This is a genomic window from Streptococcus sp. HF-1907 (genome assembly GCF_015594605.1).
Taxonomy (GTDB): Bacteria; Bacillota; Bacilli; order Lactobacillales; family Streptococcaceae; genus Streptococcus.
Window position 1 is genome coordinate 40,279 of the sequence record NZ_JADNQT010000002.1, and the last position, 22,055, is coordinate 62,333.

Annotated in this window: 21 protein-coding genes and 2 pseudogenes; 2 read left to right on the forward strand and 21 right to left on the reverse strand. The window is 39.0% G+C overall.

Annotated features, from left to right (window positions below):
• The first annotated feature begins 31 nt into the window (after nt 1–31).
• A complete protein-coding gene (locus IYQ92_RS02035) occupies nt 32–208 on the forward strand; it encodes a DUF3042 family protein (RefSeq protein ID WP_195675111.1) in 177 nt (58 codons plus the stop codon).
• A gap of 132 nt (nt 209–340) precedes the next feature.
• Here IYQ92_RS02035 and IYQ92_RS02040 read toward each other — a convergent pair whose 3' ends face one another.
• The 4 genes from IYQ92_RS02040 to IYQ92_RS02055 form a co-directional block, all read right to left on the reverse strand.
• Entirely contained in the window at nt 341–925 is a 585-nt protein-coding gene (locus IYQ92_RS02040) for a uracil-DNA glycosylase family protein (RefSeq protein ID WP_195675112.1), read from the reverse strand.
• Between the two features lie 62 nt (nt 926–987).
• A complete protein-coding gene (locus IYQ92_RS02045) occupies nt 988–1,164 on the reverse strand; it encodes a hypothetical protein (protein ID WP_195675113.1) in 177 nt (58 codons plus the stop codon).
• Nucleotides 1,148–2,557 (reverse strand): dipeptidase PepV, encoded by a 1,410-nt coding sequence (gene pepV, locus IYQ92_RS02050; RefSeq protein ID WP_195675114.1) that lies wholly within the window; start codon nt 2,555–2,557, stop codon nt 1,148–1,150. The genes IYQ92_RS02045 and pepV overlap by 17 nt, the downstream gene beginning before the upstream one ends.
• Before the next feature lie 24 nt (nt 2,558–2,581).
• Nucleotides 2,582–3,184 (reverse strand): nitroreductase family protein, encoded by a 603-nt coding sequence (locus IYQ92_RS02055; RefSeq protein ID WP_195675115.1) that lies wholly within the window; start codon nt 3,182–3,184, stop codon nt 2,582–2,584.
• A 187-nt stretch (nt 3,185–3,371) separates the two neighbouring features.
• On the opposite strand from IYQ92_RS02055, the gene IYQ92_RS02060 reads away from it, so the two are divergent.
• Nucleotides 3,372–5,117: a glycerophosphodiester phosphodiesterase gene (locus IYQ92_RS02060; RefSeq protein WP_195675116.1), complete on the forward strand. Its 1,746-nt coding sequence runs from the start codon at nt 3,372–3,374 to the stop codon at nt 5,115–5,117.
• A 296-nt stretch (nt 5,118–5,413) separates the two neighbouring features.
• Here the strand turns inward: IYQ92_RS02060 and IYQ92_RS02065 are convergent, their stop codons facing one another.
• From IYQ92_RS02065 to ldcB, 17 genes and pseudogenes are all read right to left on the reverse strand, one after another.
• Nucleotides 5,414–5,785 (reverse strand): ACT domain-containing protein, encoded by a 372-nt coding sequence (locus IYQ92_RS02065; protein ID WP_195675117.1) that lies wholly within the window; start codon nt 5,783–5,785, stop codon nt 5,414–5,416.
• A gap of 363 nt (nt 5,786–6,148) precedes the next feature.
• Nucleotides 6,149–6,412 (reverse strand): TraX family protein, encoded by a 264-nt coding sequence (locus IYQ92_RS10165; RefSeq protein ID WP_229311267.1) that lies wholly within the window; start codon nt 6,410–6,412, stop codon nt 6,149–6,151.
• 84 nt (nt 6,413–6,496) lie between these two features.
• A complete protein-coding gene (locus IYQ92_RS10170; protein WP_229311268.1) occupies nt 6,497–6,643 on the reverse strand; it encodes a hypothetical protein in 147 nt (48 codons plus the stop codon).
• A gap of 706 nt (nt 6,644–7,349) precedes the next feature.
• A complete protein-coding gene (gene uvrC / locus IYQ92_RS02075) occupies nt 7,350–9,170 on the reverse strand; it encodes an excinuclease ABC subunit UvrC (protein WP_195675118.1) in 1,821 nt (606 codons plus the stop codon).
• 45 nt (nt 9,171–9,215) lie between these two features.
• A complete protein-coding gene (locus IYQ92_RS02080; protein ID WP_195675119.1) occupies nt 9,216–10,556 on the reverse strand; it encodes an MATE family efflux transporter in 1,341 nt (446 codons plus the stop codon).
• Between the two features lie 111 nt (nt 10,557–10,667).
• A complete protein-coding gene (locus IYQ92_RS02085; protein ID WP_195675120.1) occupies nt 10,668–11,159 on the reverse strand; it encodes a phage tail protein in 492 nt (163 codons plus the stop codon).
• Between the two features lie 358 nt (nt 11,160–11,517).
• On the reverse strand, nt 11,518–11,853 hold the full coding sequence (locus IYQ92_RS02090; RefSeq protein ID WP_195675121.1) for a helix-turn-helix transcriptional regulator: 336 nt from the start codon (nt 11,851–11,853) through the stop codon (nt 11,518–11,520).
• Nucleotides 11,854–11,915: 62 nt separating this feature from the next.
• Nucleotides 11,916–13,232, reverse strand: coding sequence for a sensor histidine kinase (locus IYQ92_RS02095; RefSeq protein WP_195675122.1), 1,317 nt, complete (start codon nt 13,230–13,232; stop codon nt 11,916–11,918).
• A complete protein-coding gene (locus tag IYQ92_RS02100) occupies nt 13,229–13,885 on the reverse strand; it encodes a response regulator transcription factor (protein WP_195675123.1) in 657 nt (218 codons plus the stop codon). The genes IYQ92_RS02095 and IYQ92_RS02100 overlap by 4 nt, the downstream gene beginning before the upstream one ends.
• A gap of 156 nt (nt 13,886–14,041) precedes the next feature.
• Nucleotides 14,042–15,418 carry an ABC transporter permease gene (locus tag IYQ92_RS02105; protein WP_195675124.1) on the reverse strand — a complete coding sequence of 459 codons (1,377 nt, stop codon included), beginning with the start codon at nt 15,416–15,418 and terminating at the stop codon, nt 14,042–14,044.
• A gap of 14 nt (nt 15,419–15,432) precedes the next feature.
• Complete coding sequence (locus IYQ92_RS02110; protein ID WP_195675125.1) at nt 15,433–16,080, reverse strand: ABC transporter ATP-binding protein; 648 nt, start codon at nt 16,078–16,080, stop codon at nt 15,433–15,435.
• A gap of 12 nt (nt 16,081–16,092) precedes the next feature.
• A complete protein-coding gene (locus tag IYQ92_RS02115; protein WP_195675126.1) occupies nt 16,093–17,385 on the reverse strand; it encodes an ABC transporter permease in 1,293 nt (430 codons plus the stop codon).
• 283 nt (nt 17,386–17,668) lie between these two features.
• A pseudogene (locus tag IYQ92_RS02120) lies at nt 17,669–17,956 on the reverse strand (site-specific integrase); the annotation flags it as partial.
• A gap of 2 nt (nt 17,957–17,958) precedes the next feature.
• Nucleotides 17,959–18,207, reverse strand: a complete 249-nt coding sequence (locus IYQ92_RS02125; protein ID WP_195675127.1) for a DUF3173 family protein — start codon at nt 18,205–18,207, stop codon at nt 17,959–17,961.
• 273 nt (nt 18,208–18,480) lie between these two features.
• Nucleotides 18,481–18,703 (reverse strand): annotated as a pseudogene (locus tag IYQ92_RS02130) (helix-turn-helix domain-containing protein).
• 257 nt (nt 18,704–18,960) lie between these two features.
• On the reverse strand, nt 18,961–19,539 hold the full coding sequence (locus IYQ92_RS02135; protein ID WP_195675128.1) for a L,D-transpeptidase: 579 nt from the start codon (nt 19,537–19,539) through the stop codon (nt 18,961–18,963).
• A gap of 190 nt (nt 19,540–19,729) precedes the next feature.
• Entirely contained in the window at nt 19,730–21,973 is a 2,244-nt protein-coding gene (gene ldcB / locus IYQ92_RS02140; RefSeq protein WP_195675129.1) for an LD-carboxypeptidase LdcB/DacB, read from the reverse strand.
• Between the last annotated feature and the right edge of the window lie 82 nt (nt 21,974–22,055).

Here is a 22,055-nt window from a genome sequence, read left to right on the forward strand (position 1 = left end):
AACAAAACTCGTCATAGATCGGAGAATTATTATGGCTAAAAAATTCGCATTCGCAAAAGGTCTTGCTACTGGTGTGGTAGCCACTGTTGCAACTGTTGCTGGCGCAGCATTTGCTGTTAAGAAAAAAATCATCGAACCAGAAGAAAAGAAAGCGGCTTTCATCGAAGAAAATCGTAAAAAAGCGGCTCGTAAACGTGTTGCACACTAAGATAACCTTAAAAGTCCCCCTAAAGCATGTCTTAACTTAATGACATTGCTTTAGGGGGACTTTTTTGATACATCGCTAAAAGCTTTTCGGAACCACTAGCACAGCTAGTGGTTTTCGTGAGACAATAAAAGGTTAATCTTTCAAAATATCAGCCACAATGTTCTTCAAATCAGGAAGTAAATCCTCTTCAAACCAAGGGTTCCTTTTGAGCCAAATCTGATTTCGGGGGGAAGGGTGCACTAATGGCAAATAGGTTGGCAAATAATCTTGGTAGTGCTTCACCGTCTCCGTCAGATTTTTTTGCGCTGTCTTTCCCAGATAATATTTCTGCGCGTATTGTCCAATCAAGAGGGTTAGTTGGATATCAGGAAGCTCGTCTAAAATCGGCTTATGCCATTTGTCAGCGAAGCCTTTTCTTGGCGGAAGGTCTCCCGACTTTCCAGACCCTGGGAAATAAAAATCTAACGGAAGCACTGCAAATTTCCCCGAATGGTAAAATGTCTCCTCGTCAACGCCCAACCAATCACGCAAACGGTCACCTGACCTATCCTTCCAATAGAGTCCTGCTTCTTGCGTCTTTTGACCAGGCGCCTGACCAACAATGTTAATCCGCGCAGTCTTCGGTGCTGCAAAAAGTGGCGGAATACCAGCTTCGGTATAGCTTTTATTTTGCTCATCAGCTTGAATAGTTTGAAAAATCTCTTCAATCTTGTCCATAAACAGTCTCCTTATGGTAAAAGAGGCTGATCTGAGCTCAAACCTCTTCTATTTTCGCGATTTTACTTTTGAATCTCATCGTACAAGAGTATGGCTTTAGCGACATCTCGCGTTTTTTGACCACCGATATAGCGTTGCTTTTGATTTTTCTTCAAAAATAGCGAATTTTCAGGTGGCACAAAGAGAAAGCGATAAAGCTTTTGTCCGATAGTTTTCAAAATCTTATTTAATGAGTTCATAGATGGCTTCAGCGTAAATAGCTGAGGCACGGAAGAGGTCTTCCACATCCGCAAATTCATTAGCTTGGTGCATGGTATTTACATAGTCTGGGAACATAGCTCCGTAAGCAACACCACGTTTCAAAAGACGACCAAATGTTCCACCACCGATAACTTGTTCGTGTCCTTTAAGACCTGTTTGTTTTTCGTAAACGGCAAGCAATGTTGCTACCAATGGATCATCCATAGGAACATAGTGTGGTGTGTGTTCGTGTTCTGAAAGGGTTACCTTCTCAACGCCAGCAACTTTTTCAAGACCAGCTTGAATTGTCTTAGCATCAGTACCTTGTGGGTAACGGAAGTTGAGAGCAATGGTATTTTCAGCTGAGGCTTCATCAAAATTGAAAACTCCCGCGTTCATGCTAAGGGCACCCATGCGTTCATCAACATAGTCAACGCCAAGTTTCTTAGCGTCAAAATCGTTATGAAGAACATTTGCAGTCACATCGATAAAGGCTTTGGCTGGTCCTTCGAAGGCAAATTGGTTCAAGAAGATAGCCAAGTAAGTTGCACCGTTGATACCTTCTTCTGGAGTTGAACCGTGTGCTGATTTACCGTAAACAGTGACGATAAATTGACCATTTTCTTCTTTGATGTCGGCTGTGACAGGTTTGCCATCAACAAATGCATTCAATCTTGCTTGAAAGTCTGCTAGGTCTGTATCGGCAGAGAAGACTGCGGTTGCTGATTCTGGTACCATGTTTTCACGAAGTCCGCCAGTAAAGCTATGTAAGGTATAAGATCCGCTATTTGCCCCAGAGAAATGAAGGTACTCAGTGATGTTACCTTTTTCACCGTTGATGATTGGAAATTCTGCGTCTGGTGAGAATCCAAAGTCTGGTTCTGGAAGACCGACATTTGCGAAATAGTAATCCATGTCGCCCCAGCCTGATTCTTCGTCAGTACCAACGATGAAACGAACGCGTTTTGAAACTGGCAAGCCAAGTTCTTTGATGATTTTCAAAGCATAGTAGCAAGCCATTGTAGGACCCTTGTCATCTGATGAGCCACGTGCATAAAGACGACCGTCCTTGATAACAGGTTCGTAAGGATTTGTCTCCCAACCGCTACCAGCAGGCACAACGTCCAAGTGAGCGAAGATGCCAAGCTCTTCTTCACCTTGACCAAATGTGAAGTGACCAGCGTAGTTATCGACATTTTTAGTTTCGTAACCATCGCGCTCTGCCATTGCTAGGAAATGATGAAGAGCTTTCACTGGGCCAGGGCCAAATGGGTGTTCAGCGTCAGCTTGGCTGTCGTCTCGTTCTGAATTGATGCGAAGAAGGCTAAATAAGTCTTCCATCATAGCATCTTTGCGTTTTTCAACTTCTGCTTTAAAATCTACAGTTGTCATGTGTTCTCCTATTTTCTAAGTTTTTTAACGGCGTTCGATGATTTCGTCAACTGGCAAGCGGTAGCTTGGATCAACTTTGGCATCCGAATAACCAACCGTAATCAATAGTTCTGGGCGGAAACGTTTATCAATGTCCAAAATGTCATTGGTTAGAGATTTATCAAATCCAAGAATCATATTCGATGCGATGCCTTGGTCTGTCAAGGCAAGGACCAAATTCATTGCCACAATCCCAGCGTTGAGAGCTAGATATTCTCCCTTAACTTGGTCAGAGAATTTAGCATAGCGTGGTGGCAAAGTTTCCATATAATAACCAATCAAGTCATCAGGCAAATTGCGGCGTCCGACGCGGGCAATTTTGCGTGATCGTTGAATCAAGTCAGTATCTGTAAACAAAGCAACGACATATTGCGCTTCTTCGACTTGTTTTTTATTCAAGTCAGGGAGGTCTTTAGCTAAGTCAGCTTTTTTGTCCTCAACGACAACAAATTTCCAAGGTTGGATATTGTTGGCTGAAGGGGCAAGAGTCGCAATTTCAATCGCTGTGCGAACATCCTTGAAATCGACTGGCTTGTCATTAAATGTCTTAACGGCGTGGCGTTTTTTATTGAGCTCTAGAAATTTCATAAGCTTTCCCTTTCTAATGTTCCGTCCTTCTATTTTAACACTTTTTGAAAGAGGTTTCAGCTATTTCGGTTAACTTTCCTAGTTTTTATCTATTATTCATTGAAATTAAAAAATGATTTCTGATAGTTTAGTTAAAAAATCCGTTACTCCCTCAGCTTCCATTTGCTATTCGTGATATAATAGACTCATGTTACAAACGATTAAATCAAGATGGGCTGAGCGTTATCCGGTTTTTAGACGTTTTGTTCTCGTGTCAATCATTCTCTACCCATTTTTAAATTATGTTGCCAAGGGTATCCTCAGTTACCTCTTCAAGCGTGTCTTGGGACAGGCCAATATGACTGGGTTGACCACTGCTAACTTCGCTCAGCTCTTCAAACATCCTTTAGCCATTCTGCTTTTTCTGGTCTATTTGGTGCTCTTGACTGCCACTATTATCTTCGAATACACGGTGCTGACTAGGGCTGTTACTGGACAGACTCAGCGCAAAGATATTATCAGCGATTTCAAGCAACTGCCGCAAAAAGCCAAGGAATTACTGAGCCCTCAGCTATTCTTCTTTGTTCTTTATCTCATCATTCTCCTTCCCATCGCTAACTGGGGACTCAATTCAACTCTGCTCCAACGCTTTAAGATTCCTTCCTTTATCAGCGGTGAATTGTTAAAGACGACGCAAGGGACTTGGCTGTATGGTGGTTTGATGACCTTGGTGGTTTACCTGAACATCCGTCTCATTTATTTTTTACCGCTCTACATTATCGGCAATGACACGCCGAGACAGGCTATGAAGCACAGCTGGGACTTGTCGCGTCGAAAAACCTTGTCTAATCTCAGCAGGTGGCTCCTTCCAACAGCGCTAGCCTTTCTCCTCGTCAGCCTGCTTGACACGGGGCTAGTCGGCCTCTTTACGCTGCTGGATCCACAAGGTAACTCACTCCTACTTGAGACTGCCTTTTACAGCGGTATCACTGGGTTCAGCTTCATTTTCAACCTCAGCGTCAAGTACTTCATCATCAGTATGGTTTGCCGTCACTTGCTTTCTTTGGGGAAAATAGCAGAGCAGAAGACCAAGGCCTTTCCTTATCAGAGGACGGGACGGTGGCTTATCGGAGCTACTCTTATCTTCTGGCTGGGCTACAATGCTTTGGACCTTTACCTAGTGCAATCGAATCCTAGCGAAGTCATGATTGCCCACCGTGGTGATATCGAAAATGGTGTTGAAAACTCTATCCAAGCCATGCAGGCTGCTCATAAAGCTGGGGCTAATTTTTCGGAAATGGACGTGCTCATCACCAGGGATAAGAAGTTTGTCATTGCCCATGACAATAATCTCAAGCGCTTAGCAGGTATTGACAAAAATATTTCCGATATGACTCTTTCGCAAGTCAGAAAAGTCACCCTCAAAGAAAATGGGTTTACTAGCAAGATCCCGACCTTGGAAGAATTTCTAGCTGCTTCTGACAAGATTCACCAAAAACTCTTCATCGAGCTCAAACTGACAGGTAATGAACCCAGTGATTACAAAAAACGCATCACCGCTGAACTCAAACGGCTCAAAGTTTGGGAACAAGGACACCGCGTCATGTCTATGGACAAATCAACCATCGAATATGTCGAGACTAAGCTACCTCAAATTATCACAGGTTACCTGATTTCCTTCCAATTCGGACCACTAGCCAAGACCAAGACTGACTTCTACGCTGTCGAAGAATTTTCTTACAATGACCTCTTTGCTCTCTACGCTGAAAGTCAGAAAAAAGATGTTTATGTCTGGACTATCAACGACGAACCAACCATGCAACACATCCTGATAAGCTCAGCCAACGGTGTCATCACTGATAAACTAGACCTCTTCAAAGAAATCAAAAAAGACCAAAAACAAAACCAAAGCTACTTTGACCGCGCCATGCGACTTTGGGATATTAAGCAGTAAAAGAGTCTGGGAATTATTTTGTCCCAGACTCTCAATGTAAAATAAAATACAACCTATTTTATCATAAAGTCAAAATTTTTAACATAGAAGCAAATGTATGCTGACCTGCAAGATATGCAAAGTCACTCTGATGTAGCTCATATCATTATCCTAGGCAGTCATATTGATTACGAAGAAATTTTCAATAATCATTGCTCTGTTTTTAGCGCAATAATTGAATGAATAAAAAACTCAAAAGGTCTTGGAACCACATAACTGTTCCAAGGCCTTTTACACATTCTCTTAATTAAAATACTTTATCTAACCACCGCATACCCAGCAGCTTCCAAAACTTCAAGCGCCTTGTCAAAGTCTGCCGTCTTGGTTAAGACATAATCAGTATTATAAGTCGATAAGGCAAAGATACTAATTTTTTCTTCAGCTAGCAAGCTAGAAATTTTCGCCAAGATCCCAACTAGGGAGAAGTCCAAAACTCCCTCAATACGAAAGCCTGACCAACCTTCATCTACTTGTGTCGTATTTTCAGGCACGTCCTTGCTGTAGCAAACTAGCGACTTTTCTTCATCCGTTTGACCGACAAAGACGAAGTCGCTATCCCAATTGACTTGGGAATAATCTGCAACTTGGCAGACTGTTAAGGGTTCTAAAATTGGTTTAAGACTTAACATAGGGTCACCTTTGATAAATAGGGGTTATGGAGTGAACTTTACAACTCTAAAGTTCATGTTTTTTTGTCATATTGATTACTCAACATTGATTCATGCCACCAGATTCGAAAAGTCGCAGACTTAATGACCTAGAATAAGGAAGCGAAGCAACCAAAGTAGACTAAGGTGCAAGGGATAAAAGGACATAGAAACCCCATTTTACCCAAGTTGGTGAATAACCACGTTGCTCATTGTAGGCTTTTAGAAGCGGAATCGTCAGTAAAATTCCAAATTGAGCTAAAAAGCAGGACAAATTATAGGGAGTTGGTCCATCTAACAGATTGCTTCCCAAAAGGAGAGCCATTATCAAAAAGGGAGTGATAATCACCTTGCTGATGCCATCAGGCTTTTGATAATTTTGGTAAAATCCCCAAATAATGAGAGTGCATAAACCTGCCAGTCGGAAAAGAGGGTTAAGATGGCAAAAATGAGCACTATCAGAGCTACAAAGACAGACCGTTTGACCTTTTCCAAAGCCATCATCATGAGGACTCCCATCATCAGAGTGAACATAATGTTATTAAAATAAGGCACGGGAAATCCAGGGTCGAATAGGTTCTCAAAAGGGATGATGGAAATCAGCCCCAAAAATAGCTAGGCGCCCAACATACTTCCACTTGCTATGGGGGTAATGGAAACCCTCAACCAGCAAGTAGGCCATGATAGGAAAAGTCAGTAGACCGATGGCCAGATAGATAAAATTTCAGACAGGTGGGTTGTAGACATATTCAAAGTATGCCCGATATGATTGATAAACATGGCAATGATAGCCACGATATTCAGATGAAAAGCATTGAGTGATTTAGAAGATTTCGACATAAAAATTCCTTTCTTTGCTGTTATTATAGCACTTTTGCTAAGTCATCAAACAAAGAAAGGAATTTTTATAACTTTATTTTCGTCATATTAACTGTGGTTACTCTCTTGCTGGTAGATTTTTTATAAATATGAGCAGAGTCACTTGGGATAAGGCAGTATTTTTCTGAATCCAAGCAGATTCACTCTGGATAACACAGTATCTTTTCAAATCCACTCGGATTCGCTTTGAAAACTGTAGTATTTTTTTGAATCCAGTCAGATTCACTCTGGGGACTGCTGTATTTTTTTAAATCCAAGCAGATTCACTCTGAAGACTATAGTATTTTTTAAAATCCGACCAGATTAGCTTTGAAAACTGTAGTATTTTTCTGAATCCAAGCGGATTTACTCTGGAGACTAGGGTATTTTTTAAAATCCAAGCGGATTCGCTCTGAAGACTATGGTATTTTCCCAAATCCGACCAGAGTCGCTCTGAAGACTATAGTATTTTTCCAAATCCAAGCAGATTCGTTCTGAAAACCGTAGTATTCTTTTAATTCAGTCAGATTCACCTCGGCGTTCGCGAAATTTTCGCGATGTTGAAATGTTTTACCTCGGCGTTCATGAATTTTTTCGCAATGCTAAACTGTTTTGACTCAGCCTTCGCGGATTTTTCGTCATGTTGAACGTTTCATCTGCAAATTACCTACCCCATTTGACCGCGACTTTACAGTTTAACATCAACTGAGGGAGCTACTTGCTCCGCATCAGTTGTTTCTTGATTCAACTTCTGCAAAATCGCCTTGGCGACTGGACGCGGAATCCCGCAGGTCACGATATCCTCGATGTCTGCCTTTTGAATATTAGGCAGGCTCTTAAAATGTTTCATGAGTAATTGCTTGCGCTTAGGTCCAAGCCCTGCAATGCCGTCCAGCTTGCTTGAAAATGAATTTTTTGAGCGAAGCTGGCGGTGGAAAGTGATAGCGAAGCGGTGAACTTCATCTTGAATCCGATGAAGGAGGAAAAATTCCTCAGAATTCCTTGGTAATTCTACCACCTCAAGCGGCTCTCCAAAGAGCAATTCGTGGGTCTGATGCTTGTCGTTTTTTTGCAGACCAGCGACTGGAATATCTAGTCCCAAGCGGTTTTGAATGACATCTTTAGCGATATTGACTTGGCCTTGCCCACCATCGATAACAATCAAATCTGGTGGCGTCAAGCCGTCTTTCATAACACGACTGTAACGGCGGTAAATGACCTCGCGCATGCTGGCATAATCATCAGGACCGACAACGGTTTTAATCTTAAATTTACGGTAATCTTTCTTACTTGGCTTACCGTCCACAAAAACCACCATAGCAGCAACTGGACTTGTCCCTTGGATGTTGGAGTTATCAAAAGCCTCAATGCGAGTTGGCTTGGGAATATTGAGAAGTTCCCCAAGATTTTCCACCGCACCGTGGGTCTTACGAATATCTTTTTCCAAGAGGTCAAATTTCTGTTGCAGACTCACACGCGCATTTTTCGTCGCCAAATTGACCAACTGCTTCTTCTCACCACGCTGTGGCTTGATGAGTTTACTATCTACAATGGCCTTGACCAGCTCTTCATCAATGTCCTGCGGAATGAAAATTTCCTTAGGCAACAGGTGCTTGGTGTCTTGGTAAAATTGTCCCATGTAGGTCAAGAAATCTTCTTCTGGTTCATTATAGTAAGGGAACATATTGACATCACGCTGGATGAGTTTCCCATTACGGACGAAGAAAACCTGCACACACATCCAACCCTTATCAACATAATATCCGAAAATATCACGGTCCATCATGTCTTGGTGGATGACACGTTGTTTGGTACGAAGAAGACTAACGGCTTCAATCAAATCTCGATATTCAGCAGCGCGTTCGAATTCCATTTCAGAAGACATTTTCAGCATCTTCTCACGCAGACCGTCAACAATTTTGTCGTCCTTGCCGTTCAAAAAGTTCTTGATGTCCTCGACAAGACCATCCCAATAGGCCTTGTCAGTCTTGCAAATGGTATGGGCATTACATTGCCCAAGATGGTAATAAAAGCAGACCTTGTTGGCTGGGTTGGTACATTTTTTAAAAGGAAAAAGGCGATCCAAGAGCCGCTTAATCTCCATGGCTGCGCCCGAGTCAGGATAAGGACCGAAGTAAGTGGCGCCATCCTTCTTGACCTGACGGGTAATCATAAGGCGAGGGTAAATCTCATTGGTAATCTTGATATAAGGGTAAGAGGAATCATCCTTGAGCTTGATATTGTACTTGGGCATGTTCTCCTGGATGAGGTTAATCTCCAGCAAAAGCGCCTCGGTATTTGACGTCGTGACGATATACTCAAAATCCTCGATTTCAGACACCAAAAGCTCTGTCTTAGTGTTATGACTTCCGTGGAAATAGCTGCGCACACGATTCTTAAGATTCTTGGCCTTGCCCACATAAATAATAGTCCCATTCTTATCCTTATGCAGATAACAACCTGGACTATCCGGCAAGAGTTCTAGTTTATGTTTAATCAGTTCGTTCATAGCTTTAATTATAGCAAAAAATCCACCACGGAGGTGGATTTGAGATTATTGATAGCGTCTGCGAATCTTCTTCAACCGCTGATTAAGCGCCAAGCCACAGACAAAGATTCCCACAATCAAGCCAACCCAGTAACCGTAAGGACCAAGTTTGGTGGTACCATCTAGAATCAGGGCTAGGGGCAGAGATATTATCCAGTAGGCACCGACACCGATGATAAATGGCATGGTGGTGTCCTTGTAACCACGCAAAATTCCCTGTATGGGTGCTGCATAGGCATCTGCAAATTGGAAAAAGAGGCTGAAAGTTAGGAAAGTCGAGGTTATTCGTACAAAATCTGGGTTACTGTTGTAGAGCGCAGCCACATTTTCTCTGAAAATAAAGAGGAAACTGAGGGTACAGATGGCGAACCCTACGGCTGTTAGGCGACCGAGTTGGCTGTATTCTTTGGCATCTTGATAACGGCGGGCACCTACTTCAAAGGAAACAGCGATGGACAAGGCTGTCGAGATGCTCAAAGGAAAAGCATACATCAAGGAAGCGAAATTCATGGCAGATTGGTGGGCGGCGATGATTTCTGATGAAAATTTTGCCATGAAGAGTCCAACGACAGCAAAGATAGCGACTTCCGCAAAGACCTGCAAGCCGATTGGCAAGCCAAGACGGACATCATCCTTGATGAGATGGCAATTCACCTTTTCAAACTGCCAAACTCGGTAGGTTTTTATTTTGGGGTAGACCGACATAACCACTGCTATCACGATAAAGACCGCCCAGTAGGTTAGCGAAGTCCCCAGACCAGCGCCAGCGCCTCCCAAACTTGGGAGGCCAAATTTTCCATAAATCAAAACGTAGTTGAAAAAGGAATTAAAGGGCAAAATCAAGAGCATCAGGTACATGGACATGCGGGTCAAGCCCAGCGCATCGAAGAAAGATCGGCAAATGCTAAACAAAATCAGGGGCAAAATGCCAATCGTGATGTAGGACAGGTAGCCCAAGCTAACCTTGAGAACTTCTGCCTCCAAGCCAATGTGTCCAAGGATGGGCTTTGCGATAAACTGAACAATCAAAAAAAACACTGCCGATAAAATCAGCCCCAAGTAGAGAAATTGATGAAAATCTGTCTTAATTTTCTCTCTTTCTCCCCGTCCCAAGTGGTGTCCGACAATAGGAACCAAGGCTGAAACAATCCCCGTCACCAGGGTGAAGAAAGGGTTCCATAGATTACTAGCCGTCGAGACACCCGCAAGATGCAACTGACTAAATTGCCCAGTCATGACATTATCGACAAAACTAGCCGAATAATTGGCGAACTGATAAATTAGAACTGGGATAAATATTTTGAAAAAGAGCCATAATTTTTCGCTTTTGTTGCTTGTTTTATGCACAGTTTTCTCCTAACTTACTTAATCGTCCTTCCATTGTAACCCAGTTTGATGGGCAAGTCAAAGTTAGTCACATAAAAAGGCTGGGTACTGCTGTTCCAACCTTGACTGTGATTAGTTATTGTTCACATTTTCCAACCAACGCTTAATCATGACTTCGTTGTCGCCTTTTAGGGTGAAGTAAGAGCCACGAATGGTGTCGGCTAGTTTTGACTTCTGACGAGCAAACTTAAACTTGTCGACTAGCTCTGCTGGAATTTCCATGCCGTCAGACAGTTTCACACCGACTGCGCGTTTCTTGAGGTTATCTAGCTCGTACAAGACATTGATTGCCAAGCCGTCTTCATAAAAGACGTGGGTCCAAAGGATGCGAGCTTCCAAAAATAGCTGAGCAATTTCCAAAGGTTTAGCTGCAAAGACCAAGCCACGCTCGCGTTCGAGTAGATCGGTGATGTCAGCCATCAATTCTGGGCGTTCTACTACCGGGAACGTCTCAAACTCAACTTTGAATTTATTCCAGAAATAACGGGCTTCATTAGCGCGAAGCCCTGCTAGCGCGTCTGCAACAGACGAAGTCTCCAATCTAATCTTTGGGACCGAGTACATGATTCAGTCCGATAAATGCATAACCTACCAGTACGTAAGCTGTCATGATGACCAGCGAATTGATTCCAATAAAGCCTTGCTGAATTTTGGTAATTCTATTTTAGAACATCTCGAAAAATTTAAGTTGGTAGTGTACGTGGTATTTTCCCTATCAAAAATACCCACACATTACCAACAAATTTGTAAATAAAAAAACAGAATTGAATTTCAATTCTGCCCATCTCTTTATATTCCAAACTTTTGAAGCTCTTTTTCAGTTACTAGAGTCAATAGATTATTTTGAAGTACTACAAAAATGTCAACTGACTCTAACAATGCCTTATTAAGTCTATTCTGCCAACGATGTGCTATAACTTGATTAGTTGTGAAATATCCTGGGATCCATATCCTTATCTAAATTACGAACCCCAACAAGCCTAAATAGATTGCTAAAGAAATCTCGTAACAACTCCTCTAGTTCCACCTCATTTTCAAAAATGATTTCTTCCATGGTTTTCTCAAACAAATCTACATAACTTTCAAGGGTTGAAATACTAATAAAGTTATCTCCCCCTTTATACTTTGCCGTTTCGATATTACTAATATATTTCTTATCAGTAATATCTCCTTGCCTAAAACCAGTTGCTTTTCGAAGATTCTTACAGCGAGTTGAGATTGACTCAACAGGTTCTTTTTCAAAATTAAATAAGGGCATACATATTACTCCTCTGTATCATGTTTTAAAAAATATATTTGCATACTTTTCGGTTTATAACTTTAACGAATCCTAAAATAAAACTTCATACCTTTTTCACTTTTTTCAAATCCGTAAGGAATAGCAGAATTGAGCAAGATACTCTTGACCACAAAAAGTCCCAAGCCATTGCTATTGTCGTCCTCACTTCCGGAAAATAAGTTAAAAGATGAATCTATCTTTTCGTTATCTAAAGGTTCGCAGGTATTTTCGATAAAAAAGCAGTCGTTTTTTGTGCTAATCGTTATCTCTCCATTTTCATAGGAATATTTTATCGCATTACTAATGAGATTTGTCAAAATCTTATTAAGAGCACGTTTTGACATGTAGACCTCTTCTGTCGTTAAGAAATTTTGTATCTCGATATGCTTATGCTGGGCTAAGAGGGCGTAATCTTCTAATATCCTCTGAACCTCCTGATTGAGATTGACATGCTCTTTGTCGTTTTCTAATTCTTGGAGAGATGAGATGGTCACTATGTCAACAATCATACTGGTCAACTTATCAATCTTCTCAAGCGATACATCCAGATACTTATCCCTGTCTTTATACTTGCCTACCTTGTACTTCATATTTTCCAAGAGAACCCTGAGGCTGGCAAGGGGCGTCTTCAACTCGTGCGACGTACTGCGTAAAAATTCGACTTTTCTTTTTTCAAGATTGATAATTTCCTTATTCTTTTGATCTAGGTCATCTATCACCCCTAACAATCTGGTGTATAGAGTATTAATCTGATTTTTTAGACTGCCTATTTCATCGTAGGAAGTGACCTTTAAAAGGGCACCTTTTTCCAAATTCATCATATGATTAGTCATTTTTGTAATATCCACAATGGGAGATACAATGATTTTTGTGTAGAAATAGGAAATGATCATCGAAAAAATAAAACTAATAATAATTGTATAGGGTAAAAAAGACAGACTAATATCTTTTGCCTCTCTTTTCATGTCTTTTGAAGAGATAAATTGCAAGACTAAAACCCCACCTGTGCTGGTATGAATCTTTCTTTCTTCTATAATTAGAGAATTATCCTGACTATCACGGTTTATTGTTATCTTATCCTTGACATCAACCGCATTATCCATCGTATTCGTTTTCAGCAAAACTTGGACATCATCATTTTTAGAAAACAGCTCTAATGTTTGATGGATAAAAGACGAATCCTTACCATCAATTGTTTTTGTTAGTCTGTCTGCGGTATGCCTAATACTTTCTTTTCGATCAGCTAAATAAGTGATTGGAAAAATAAAATAAATCAGCAAATGACTGATGATGATCAACGAAGACATAATTGCAAAGGTATATATAAATATTTTTGGAAATAGTTTTATCTTTTTCATCTTATCGTCATCTTATATCCCACATTTCGGACGGTCTCTATACAATCCAAGCCTAGTTTTTTTCTCAGTTCCTTGATATACACATCGACCACCCTGTCATATGGAATAGGCTCATCTTCCTTCCAAACGCCGTCTATAATCTGATTTCTAGTTAGCACAATATTTTCATGTTGTAACAAAAGTTCCAAGATTTTTAGCTCCTTAGCATGAACAGCAACTTCTTTTCCCTGATAGGTCGCCGTGTAACTTGAAAAATTCACTTGGCAATCCTTATAAGTGAAAGTCGAATAAGAAGTATAATACCTTTTTATTATAGTATCCACCCTTGTTTTAAGTAGAGAAAGCGAAAACGGCTTTTCGATATAGCCATCACACAACTCCGAAAAAGCCTTAATTTTAGAATCATCATCATTAAAAGCAGTCAACATCAAAACAGGGATACTACTCTTTTTTCGGATACGATGGAGTACTTCTATTCCGTTTAACTTTGGTAGCATAATATCCAATAAGACCAAATGAACATCGTTATTTTCAAACGTCTCAATAGCCTCTTGTCCGTCCGAAGCCGCAAAACAATCATAATTATGTTCTTCTAAAAATTCACAGATTCCTTCTAAAATTGTCTGCTCATCTTCTACGACTAGTATATTCATTTTCCCCTCCTCTATTACACTATAGCACAAGTTTGCTCATCTTTCCAAATTTATCCTATACACAGATAAAAAACCATCTATGTCAGACTCAGTTCTCTGAAAAACACAGATGGCTGTTGGTTTATTTTTAAGCTAGCGTGTTAGATTTAACCAATTTTATTCAATATCTGTCAATAATTCTTTTGGATGTTTTCGTAGCATTTTTTGAGAAGATAACAGTAGAGCTATCAACATGATAATGATACCAGCAATGATTACATAAATCATGTCTATTGAACGGATATGAATATCGAGACTGGTTAGGTATTTATTAAAGCCATCGACTTCAGCTCCCCCACCAAGATTGGCTGAAGTAGCTTCTGAGGCAGTCTTTTTAGCAATGTCTGATGTAACACTATTTAATATACTATTTGCGATTGTCTTACCTGTATGATTTGCCAAGAAGTAAGATCCAATAAAGGCAAAAACGCCAATGGTGAGCACTTCCATGATAAATTGACCTAGTATATGAACTTTGGTGATACCAAGTGCCAGCATAATACCAATCTCTTTTTTTCTAGCATTGATCCACAATAGCAATAGCAGACTTAGAACGAGACCTGCAAAGACTAAGCTACCTATGAGCAAGGTATTTGCTACTTTGTAAATACCAGAGATAGATTGTTGCAAGGCTGGATAATTGTTTGAGCTCTTAATGAGATCGTAAGACTGCCAGTCAATGTCTAGTTTTTTCATCTTTTCGATAACACTATCAATGTCTTTGTCTCCATTAACAAAGAAAGTAGCGTCTTGATATGTGGCAGTATCTTCGGTATTGCCATATAATTTAGCTGCTGTATGAAGATCTGATACGATATTATTTTCGTAAAGTTCTTGTGAGTAGGAAACGTTGGCCTTGTTTTTACCCTCAAATAATCCTACTATTTCTACTTCTACTGTTTCGTTAGCTTGCTTTTCATTATCAGCATCGTAAAGATTAGATTTTAGTTTAATCTTATCTCCGATTTTGAGTTTATTTTTTTCCGCCAAATCCTTATGTAGGATAACTTTGTCCTTATCCCCTGTTTTTAGATGTCTTCCTTCTACCAACTTAAAGGACCCGGAGACAAATTTGTCTTCTTTAGAAGAGTCATTCACCCCCGTCAGCATGACTGCCTTACCAAAAGTTTTTGCTCTTTCAACACTTTGATTTCTCTTGGTTTCTTCTGTTTCAATGATATCATGATCGACCAAATCACCAACGGCATTAATCCGTTTGATATAGCTTTCAATCTCTTTTGAACTTGAAATTTTTTTGATATCTTGGCCTTTGACATTTCCTGCACCTCTGGCAGTCCCTTGATTGACTCTTCTATTGATTTGAATGGAAAAGCTATTGGTAATATCTTTAAAGGTTTCCTTTGAGGCCTCGGTAGTTGCATTTTTTATCGATAAGCTAACCAAACTAAGTGTTGCCATGACTAAGATAACAGCAAAAATAACGAGGCTCTTGAGTCTTTTTCTTGTGATATATGATAATGCGTTTCTAAACATACCTTTCTCCTTATCTAAACTTCTTTAGCAGCAACTTCCTGTAAGCGTTTATCTGTTATCTCCAATACAATATCTGCTGCTTTTGCCACTTCCTTACTGTGAGTCACTACGATGACGCATTTATTTCTTGATTTTGCCAATTTATGAAGCATTTCAATAATTTCAAGGGCAGTGTGTTCGTCTAAGTTTCCTGTCGGCTCGTCAGCTAATATGACCGGTGCTTCAGATACCAAGGCTCTTGCGATAGCCACCCGTTGCTGTTGACCACCTGATAGTTTCATGACATTGCGATTGATTTGTTGTTTGTCTAAGCCTAATTCAAGTAAGATGTCTTTGCCTGCTTTTTTATTGACCAAACGAACATTTTCCATGGGGGTCAAATAATCAATCAAATTATAATTTTGAAATACCAAGGAGACTTGTTTACTTCTATGATGACTGTACCCCTTTGTGGCAATGTTTTCGCCTTCAAATTGTATCTCGCCATTTACTGGGACATCAAGACCTGCTAGCAAGGATAGGAAAGTGGACTTCCCTGCTCCAGATTTTCCTACGATAGCATAAAATTTTCCTAATTCAAAATCCGTACTGACATCAATTAAGATATTTTCTTTTGAATCTTTATAACTATAGCTCACATGTTTCATACTTAATACACTCATTTTAATAACTCCTTAACTTATTTTTGATAAAATTTCCTTTGGTTTTTTCAGTAAGAATATTCCTGAAGTGACTAAAACCGATAAAACGATGATAAAAATCATCAAACCATAGCTTTGTGCTACCACCAGCACATTACCACTTGTCATCCTTGCTTTGTCTAGCATACTGATGAGTTTACCGTTAGCTATCATCTCGCTGACTATTTTTCCTGTTGCAATATAGCCTACGATAGTCGAAATCACTAGACTAGGGATAGATAGAAAGACCAATTCCATGATAAATTGTCCGATAATGTCTTTCTTTCCTATGCCGATAGACAAGAGTATGCCGATTTCATATATTCTTTCTCTCAGCCAGAGTATCAAGATGAGAGAAAGGACAACACAACCTCCTACAATGATGGAATAGGTGATGATTTGTATGATTCCTTTAATGGAACCCACTGTACTAGATATGCTATCAAAGTTTTTTGTATTTTTTTCTAGCTCGATTGTCGACCAATCAATTCCCATCTTTTTCACCTTTGAAATCACCTTCGCCATATTTTCTGGGCTATTGACAAAATAGGTGGCTTGTTTTATCTTTTCATCATTTGGGGCGATACCAGCTATTTTTTGACTGGAATTATAATCGATAAAAGCCATATTTTCACTATAATCAGATGAGAATCCTGTATAGCTCTCTTGTTTTTTCCCAGAAAAAATTCCAACGATTTCATACTGATTTTCCGTGCCTGTCTTTGGACTTCCATCTTTGGCAGGCTGACTATCTACTGTGCACTGTTTGATGGAGATGGTATCGCCTATCTTATAGTGATTTTGTTTGGCGAGTGCCTCGTGAATGATGATTTTATTGTTATCATCTTTTTTGATGTGTCGGCCTTTGACTATCTTAAAGACTTCACTAGTAAAGTCATTGTTCAAATGAGATGAACTAACACCATAAATCTTTAATAAGTTTTTATATTCTGGCTCGACATTGGACAGTTCCACTTTTTGTTTGCCACCAAAAACATCGGCATCTTTTAAATGAGCAGTTGTCTCGTATTCAAGATTATAACGTTCAATCTTGTCTAGCTGTTTAATGTCTTTCACTACCTTTAGGTCAATCAGATCTTGATCAAACTTGCTCCTTATAATGAAAGACGAATTAGCCGCCCTATAAATAATACTTTCTACCTGATGACTAAACTGATTGATCGCTAGACAGATATAAAGACTAAGCAAGATAGCTGTCTGGATACATAAGGCGATAACAGATTTTTTCTTTTTTCGTTGAATATACAATAATGAATTCTTTATCATCTAGCTTCCTCCGTAAGCGTTTAATAACAATATACTAAACATTTGTGAAATGTTTATGAAATCGTCATTCTTGTTAGATTTTTAACGTCATTAATAAGTTTTAGACACAAAGAAAAGCACCTAGAAATTCTAAGTGCTTAACGTTTAATACGCAAAATCTAGTTTAGGCTTGATTTCTTCATAAAGTTCTTAGAACTTGTATTCACGGCTTAATTTGGGGTATCTGCCAAAGTCCACTCTAGAGTAGCGGTATATTTATTATATGCTTTTTTGGTGGTTGATCCTGAACTTTCTGTTTATAAGCTCTAAGATAAATGGTGTTCATATAATTTTCAAAAGTAATATTATAATTTTCCAGACTAAGTTTACTATTGAATTCATACCTTACTCGAACCAATTCATCATATGCTTCTTTCATTGTTTCAAAAGGTTTACCATACTGATTCTTTCTAGCTTTCTTTTGAACTCTTTTTCCTGTGACAGGATCCACTCCGAGGTCAACTTGATAAAAGATCTTACCCTTTTTATCACAGTAAACCCCTTTGTATCTTTTTTGATTTATTGTAGCCATATCTACTTCTCACTTTCTAAAATTTCTTCAGAGAGCGAAATACCGATTAATTCTTCTACGATGTCTTTCGGAGCAATACCAAGTCTTCTATTGTCAAAGGGCGATTTACTTAATTGTACCGCATTATGATCATCTTTTCGAGCTTCTTCAAACTTTTTTACTGCTATTTTTTTAGCTTCTCTGATAATATTTCTAGCTGTATGTTCAGGAAAACCAATTTTCATCAAATTTCGATATGTAACTATCTTCATACTCGATCTCCTCTTTACAAAATATAGGAGACCTCCGTGGGTATGACCGGTTAAATCACTCATGGGAATCTCACCCGCTGTCCTTTATCGATGGCAGCCTGAACGTCCAGAAGTATCATTATCATCATTTGCATCATGGCAGATAGAGTAGCACTCTATTTTTTAACTGATTTTTTATCGCTCATCTCATGGCGAATCAAGCTAAATTGCTCCACAAACAAATAAGGTCCCACCTTGGTCTATTCAATTTTCAATGAACAAATCAAGGAGAGACTATTTTATTTTTCGATTAATTCTTTGGGGACAATCTGATATCCCTAATATATAATCCGTACTAACGTCATAGAATTCAGAGAGTTTTATAAGTATTTCAGCAGTAAGAACTACCTCCCCTCTCAATTTTCGCATAATTGGTATGAGAAAAGGAAAGTAAATTTGCAACAAATTTTTGAGTGAAATCGTGGTCCTCTCTCAAATCCCTTATACGTTGGTACATATAGCTTTCTCCTAAGAAAAAGTATAGAGCACTTTGAGAAAAAATCTCGAAAATTGTCATGATATGACAGTATAATTTTATTACGAACAAAACTTTTTTATCTGTTATTTCAATCTCTTCACTTTTTAAACCTTCAAATCAAAAGTTGTGTTCTAATCCCAGAACTTCCTCTAACTAATAATGAAAAAACACTATAAACTAAGATATATGGTTATAGTGCAAGTTATTAAATTCATTTCATTACACATTATGATTAATTAGGAGATTTGCACGGCAATCCCTTCAGGAATATTCTCATAAAACCACTTTGCATCTTCTCTAGACATTCTAACACAACCATGCGAGCAAGCTTGCCCAAGCTTTTCAGCTTCTTGGGGGATTTCATTACCATTCTCATCAGTAGGAACGCTATGAAATAGATAAATGCCATGATCTTTAAACGATACCCAATAATAGGCTCCTTCACCAGAAGTCGCATTGTAAAAGAAATCTCCTCTTTCTGATTCTATCACGAAATTGCCAGTTGGGGTTGGACTCTCTGATGCGCCAGTCGAAACGGTTGTTGAAAAAATCACTTTATTTTCAGATAAGATGCTCATTTTCTGTTTGGCAATAGAAACTTTTATTTCTAATTGGTCATAGTTAGATAAGTTAGGATAAGTCTTAGAACTATTCCTTAATTCCTGTGAGTGAGCTGTTGTCTGTCTGCTCTGCTGCGCTACTTTAACTTCTGATTCTTTCAGATTACTATACTCATGATTAAAGAGATAGACTATAACCAAAATAAATTGAACTAGCACTAATATAATAATCGTTTTAGGTAATCTCTTTCTCATAGTATTTTGTCACCTTCCTGTGTTTATTTCCTTTCACTACTCATCTAAAACATGATTTCTACATGAACTTTATTTTTTTAATGATTAATAATTAAATTCTACTTAATCACCAAAAAACAATCTACTCTGATATTACTTCAAATAGTTTTTTAAATAATCAGAGTTGATTGCTATATTTAGTCTAAAATGATTAACTAATTGCAATATAGCGTCTTGCACCACTATAAGCTACATAAGAAATCCAACGTGCCCCATCAGAATCTAAAACTTTATCGTAGTTAACGCTTTGACCAGCATCATAATAGGCGAGTTCAGCACTAGATTTTTTAGGTTCTGATTTTATTGATGAACGTTTCGTAAAAGTGTAACGTCCTTGGGAAGGAATACTAGGAATGGTTGTAGTTGGTATTCCAGTAGAAGATGAACTGTAACCACCACCTTGAATGCCAAAGTATTCTTCTAGTGATAAACCAGAATCATGAATCTCTTTAGCTTCTTTACCAATGTAACGAACATGCCATGCTTCTTCCATAAAGCCAGTTGACGCTTCTTTGCCCGGTTGGTAACGCACAATAAAACCATAATTATGAGCATTATTCTTCAACCAGTTGCTTGCTGCAGCATCTTCTAAAAGATTACCTGATTTGTCAGTCAGGTCATAAGACAAGCCCGTTTGGTGTTCACTGTAGCCAGGTCTTGCAGAATAGCGGTCAGCAGCTTCTTGTCCATCACGGTTGACATAACTTTGATACAATCCTGATTGAGTATTATAGCTTCTAAAACCACTGTAGGCATAGCCAACATTGTAACCTTGGTTAATCATATCATTGCGCATACGAACAAAGGCTTCCTTAGCTGTTGAATTTTCACCTGGGTTGTAGTTGGAAGAAAGTGGATATTTCTTATTAACGATTAAAATATCATCATACTTCCCTTGAACATGGTAATAAGAACCATTGTAGCTGATACTTGCTTTTTGAGCCTCTTTAGGCTGTTCAAGAGTTGTGGTCGTTGCTGCGACACCTTCGAACTTACCATCATTTTGCGTATAGTAAAGGTGAATATTGTACTCACCATAATTATTTTTATGGTCGCTAACTTTGACATTTACTTTGTAAGTGCCGTTGTTTTGATTAGTAGCGTCATACCAAATGATATCATCTTGACCACCTTGTGTTGACCAAATTGGGACTACTACCTTTTGAACACCACTAACCGCTGACACATTGCTAATAACAACATCAAAACCTTGTGAAGTCTTATTTTCGACGGAGATGTTTCCTGTTCTAACATCTGTCTTAGGAGCTTCCACTGTTGTTTTAGTTGCTGCAACACCAACAAATTTACCATCTGTTAAAGCATAATACAGATGAATATTATAGTCACCATAATTTGACTTATGATCACTAACTTTGACACTTGTCTTGTAAGATCCATCTGACTGCTTAGTAGCAGTGTTCCATGTAATATCATCTTGATCACCTTGTGTTGACCACACAGGGACCTTAACTTCTGCAATTGGAGTAGTACTTGAAACATTAGTGACCACAACATCAAAACCATTACTTGTCTTGTTTTCAATATTAATGGTACCAGTTTGCTTAGCTTCAACTTTTTTAGTAGTGACTGGAGCATTTGTATTTACTGCTCCAACATTGGCATAACGACGAGTGCCACTGTAACTTGTATATGAAATCCATTGGCGACCATCATTAGTCAATACTTTATCGTAATTTACGCTATCACCAGCATTAGCATAAAATGCAACATTTGCTGAAACTGAAGGAGTATTCTTCACCTCTGTGCGTTCAGTGTAAGTATATCTTCCCGAACTTGGGATATCTTTAGCTCCATTAGTTGATGTTGTTACCGCACCAGTAACCTTCTCTATTTGTGGATCCACAACAATAACATCTGAAGTTTCTGATACTTCTCTTGTAGTATAAGCAGCTACTTCAGAAGTGGTTGTTGTTTCATTTGAACTTACTTCTGAGCTAGCAGTTTGAGCTGTCATTGTTACAGATTGTGATACTACATTGCTAGTTACATCAGCACTTGCCATTTCAGAAGTGACAGTTTCAGTATACAACTCGCTTGTTGCTGTTTCAGAGGTTACCACCTCACTGGTAGTCGACTCGACAGTTGATTCACTTGTTGTAGCCGTTGTACTTGCTACTACAGCCTCAGAGGTTGATTGAGCTGTGTTCATTGTAGCTACAGGAGAAGTTTCCTCTGCTGTTGTTGAACTTGTTTCATCAGTATTTACCACTTGCGTAGCAATTGTAGAAGAATCTGATGATGTCGTGATATCCTCTGCTTTTGCTACTGGCCCTGCCATGAAAAGAACACTACCAATTAAAACGGAAGCTGCGCCAAAGGCATATTTCCGAATTGAATAACGTTGTTCTTCATGATCAAAAAATTTTTGTTTCATAAATCTAATTCCTTCTTTCATCTCTCTTACATCATCAATATAGCAAACTAATTTCAGAATTTGTTCAGAATTTTATTAGAAG

Excerpts from the sequence above, each read along its gene's own strand:
- IYQ92_RS02060 (WP_195675116.1), top strand. The coding sequence starts at position 3,372 with ATGTTACAAACGATTAAATCAAGATGGGCTGAGCGTTATCCGGTTTTT.
- IYQ92_RS02110 (WP_195675125.1), bottom strand. The coding sequence starts at position 16,080 with ATGAGTGTATTAAGTATGAAACATGTGAGCTATAGTTATAAAGATTCA.
- IYQ92_RS02125 (WP_195675127.1), bottom strand. The coding sequence starts at position 18,207 with ATGAAGATAGTTACATATCGAAATTTGATGAAAATTGGTTTTCCTGAA.
- IYQ92_RS02100 (WP_195675123.1), bottom strand. The coding sequence starts at position 13,885 with ATGAATATACTAGTCGTAGAAGATGAGCAGACAATTTTAGAAGGAATC.
- IYQ92_RS10170 (WP_229311268.1), bottom strand. The coding sequence starts at position 6,643 with ATGTCGAAATCTTCTAAATCACTCAATGCTTTTCATCTGAATATCGTG.
- IYQ92_RS02115 (WP_195675126.1), bottom strand. The coding sequence starts at position 17,385 with ATGATAAAGAATTCATTATTGTATATTCAACGAAAAAAGAAAAAATCT.
- IYQ92_RS02055 (WP_195675115.1), bottom strand. The coding sequence starts at position 3,184 with ATGAAATTTCTAGAGCTCAATAAAAAACGCCACGCCGTTAAGACATTT.
- IYQ92_RS02045 (WP_195675113.1), bottom strand. The coding sequence starts at position 1,164 with ATGAACTCATTAAATAAGATTTTGAAAACTATCGGACAAAAGCTTTAT.
- ldcB (WP_195675129.1), bottom strand. The coding sequence starts at position 21,973 with ATGAAACAAAAATTTTTTGATCATGAAGAACAACGTTATTCAATTCGG.
- IYQ92_RS02040 (WP_195675112.1), bottom strand. The coding sequence starts at position 925 with ATGGACAAGATTGAAGAGATTTTTCAAACTATTCAAGCTGATGAGCAA.
- pepV (WP_195675114.1), bottom strand. The coding sequence starts at position 2,557 with ATGACAACTGTAGATTTTAAAGCAGAAGTTGAAAAACGCAAAGATGCT.
- IYQ92_RS02035 (WP_195675111.1), top strand. The coding sequence starts at position 32 with ATGGCTAAAAAATTCGCATTCGCAAAAGGTCTTGCTACTGGTGTGGTA.
- IYQ92_RS02105 (WP_195675124.1), bottom strand. The coding sequence starts at position 15,418 with ATGTTTAGAAACGCATTATCATATATCACAAGAAAAAGACTCAAGAGC.
- IYQ92_RS02090 (WP_195675121.1), bottom strand. The coding sequence starts at position 11,853 with ATGCCCTTATTTAATTTTGAAAAAGAACCTGTTGAGTCAATCTCAACT.
- IYQ92_RS02135 (WP_195675128.1), bottom strand. The coding sequence starts at position 19,539 with ATGAGAAAGAGATTACCTAAAACGATTATTATATTAGTGCTAGTTCAA.
- IYQ92_RS02095 (WP_195675122.1), bottom strand. The coding sequence starts at position 13,232 with ATGAAAAAGATAAAACTATTTCCAAAAATATTTATATATACCTTTGCA.
- uvrC (WP_195675118.1), bottom strand. The coding sequence starts at position 9,170 with ATGAACGAACTGATTAAACATAAACTAGAACTCTTGCCGGATAGTCCA.
- IYQ92_RS02085 (WP_195675120.1), bottom strand. The coding sequence starts at position 11,159 with ATGTACTCGGTCCCAAAGATTAGATTGGAGACTTCGTCTGTTGCAGAC.
- IYQ92_RS02065 (WP_195675117.1), bottom strand. The coding sequence starts at position 5,785 with ATGTTAAGTCTTAAACCAATTTTAGAACCCTTAACAGTCTGCCAAGTT.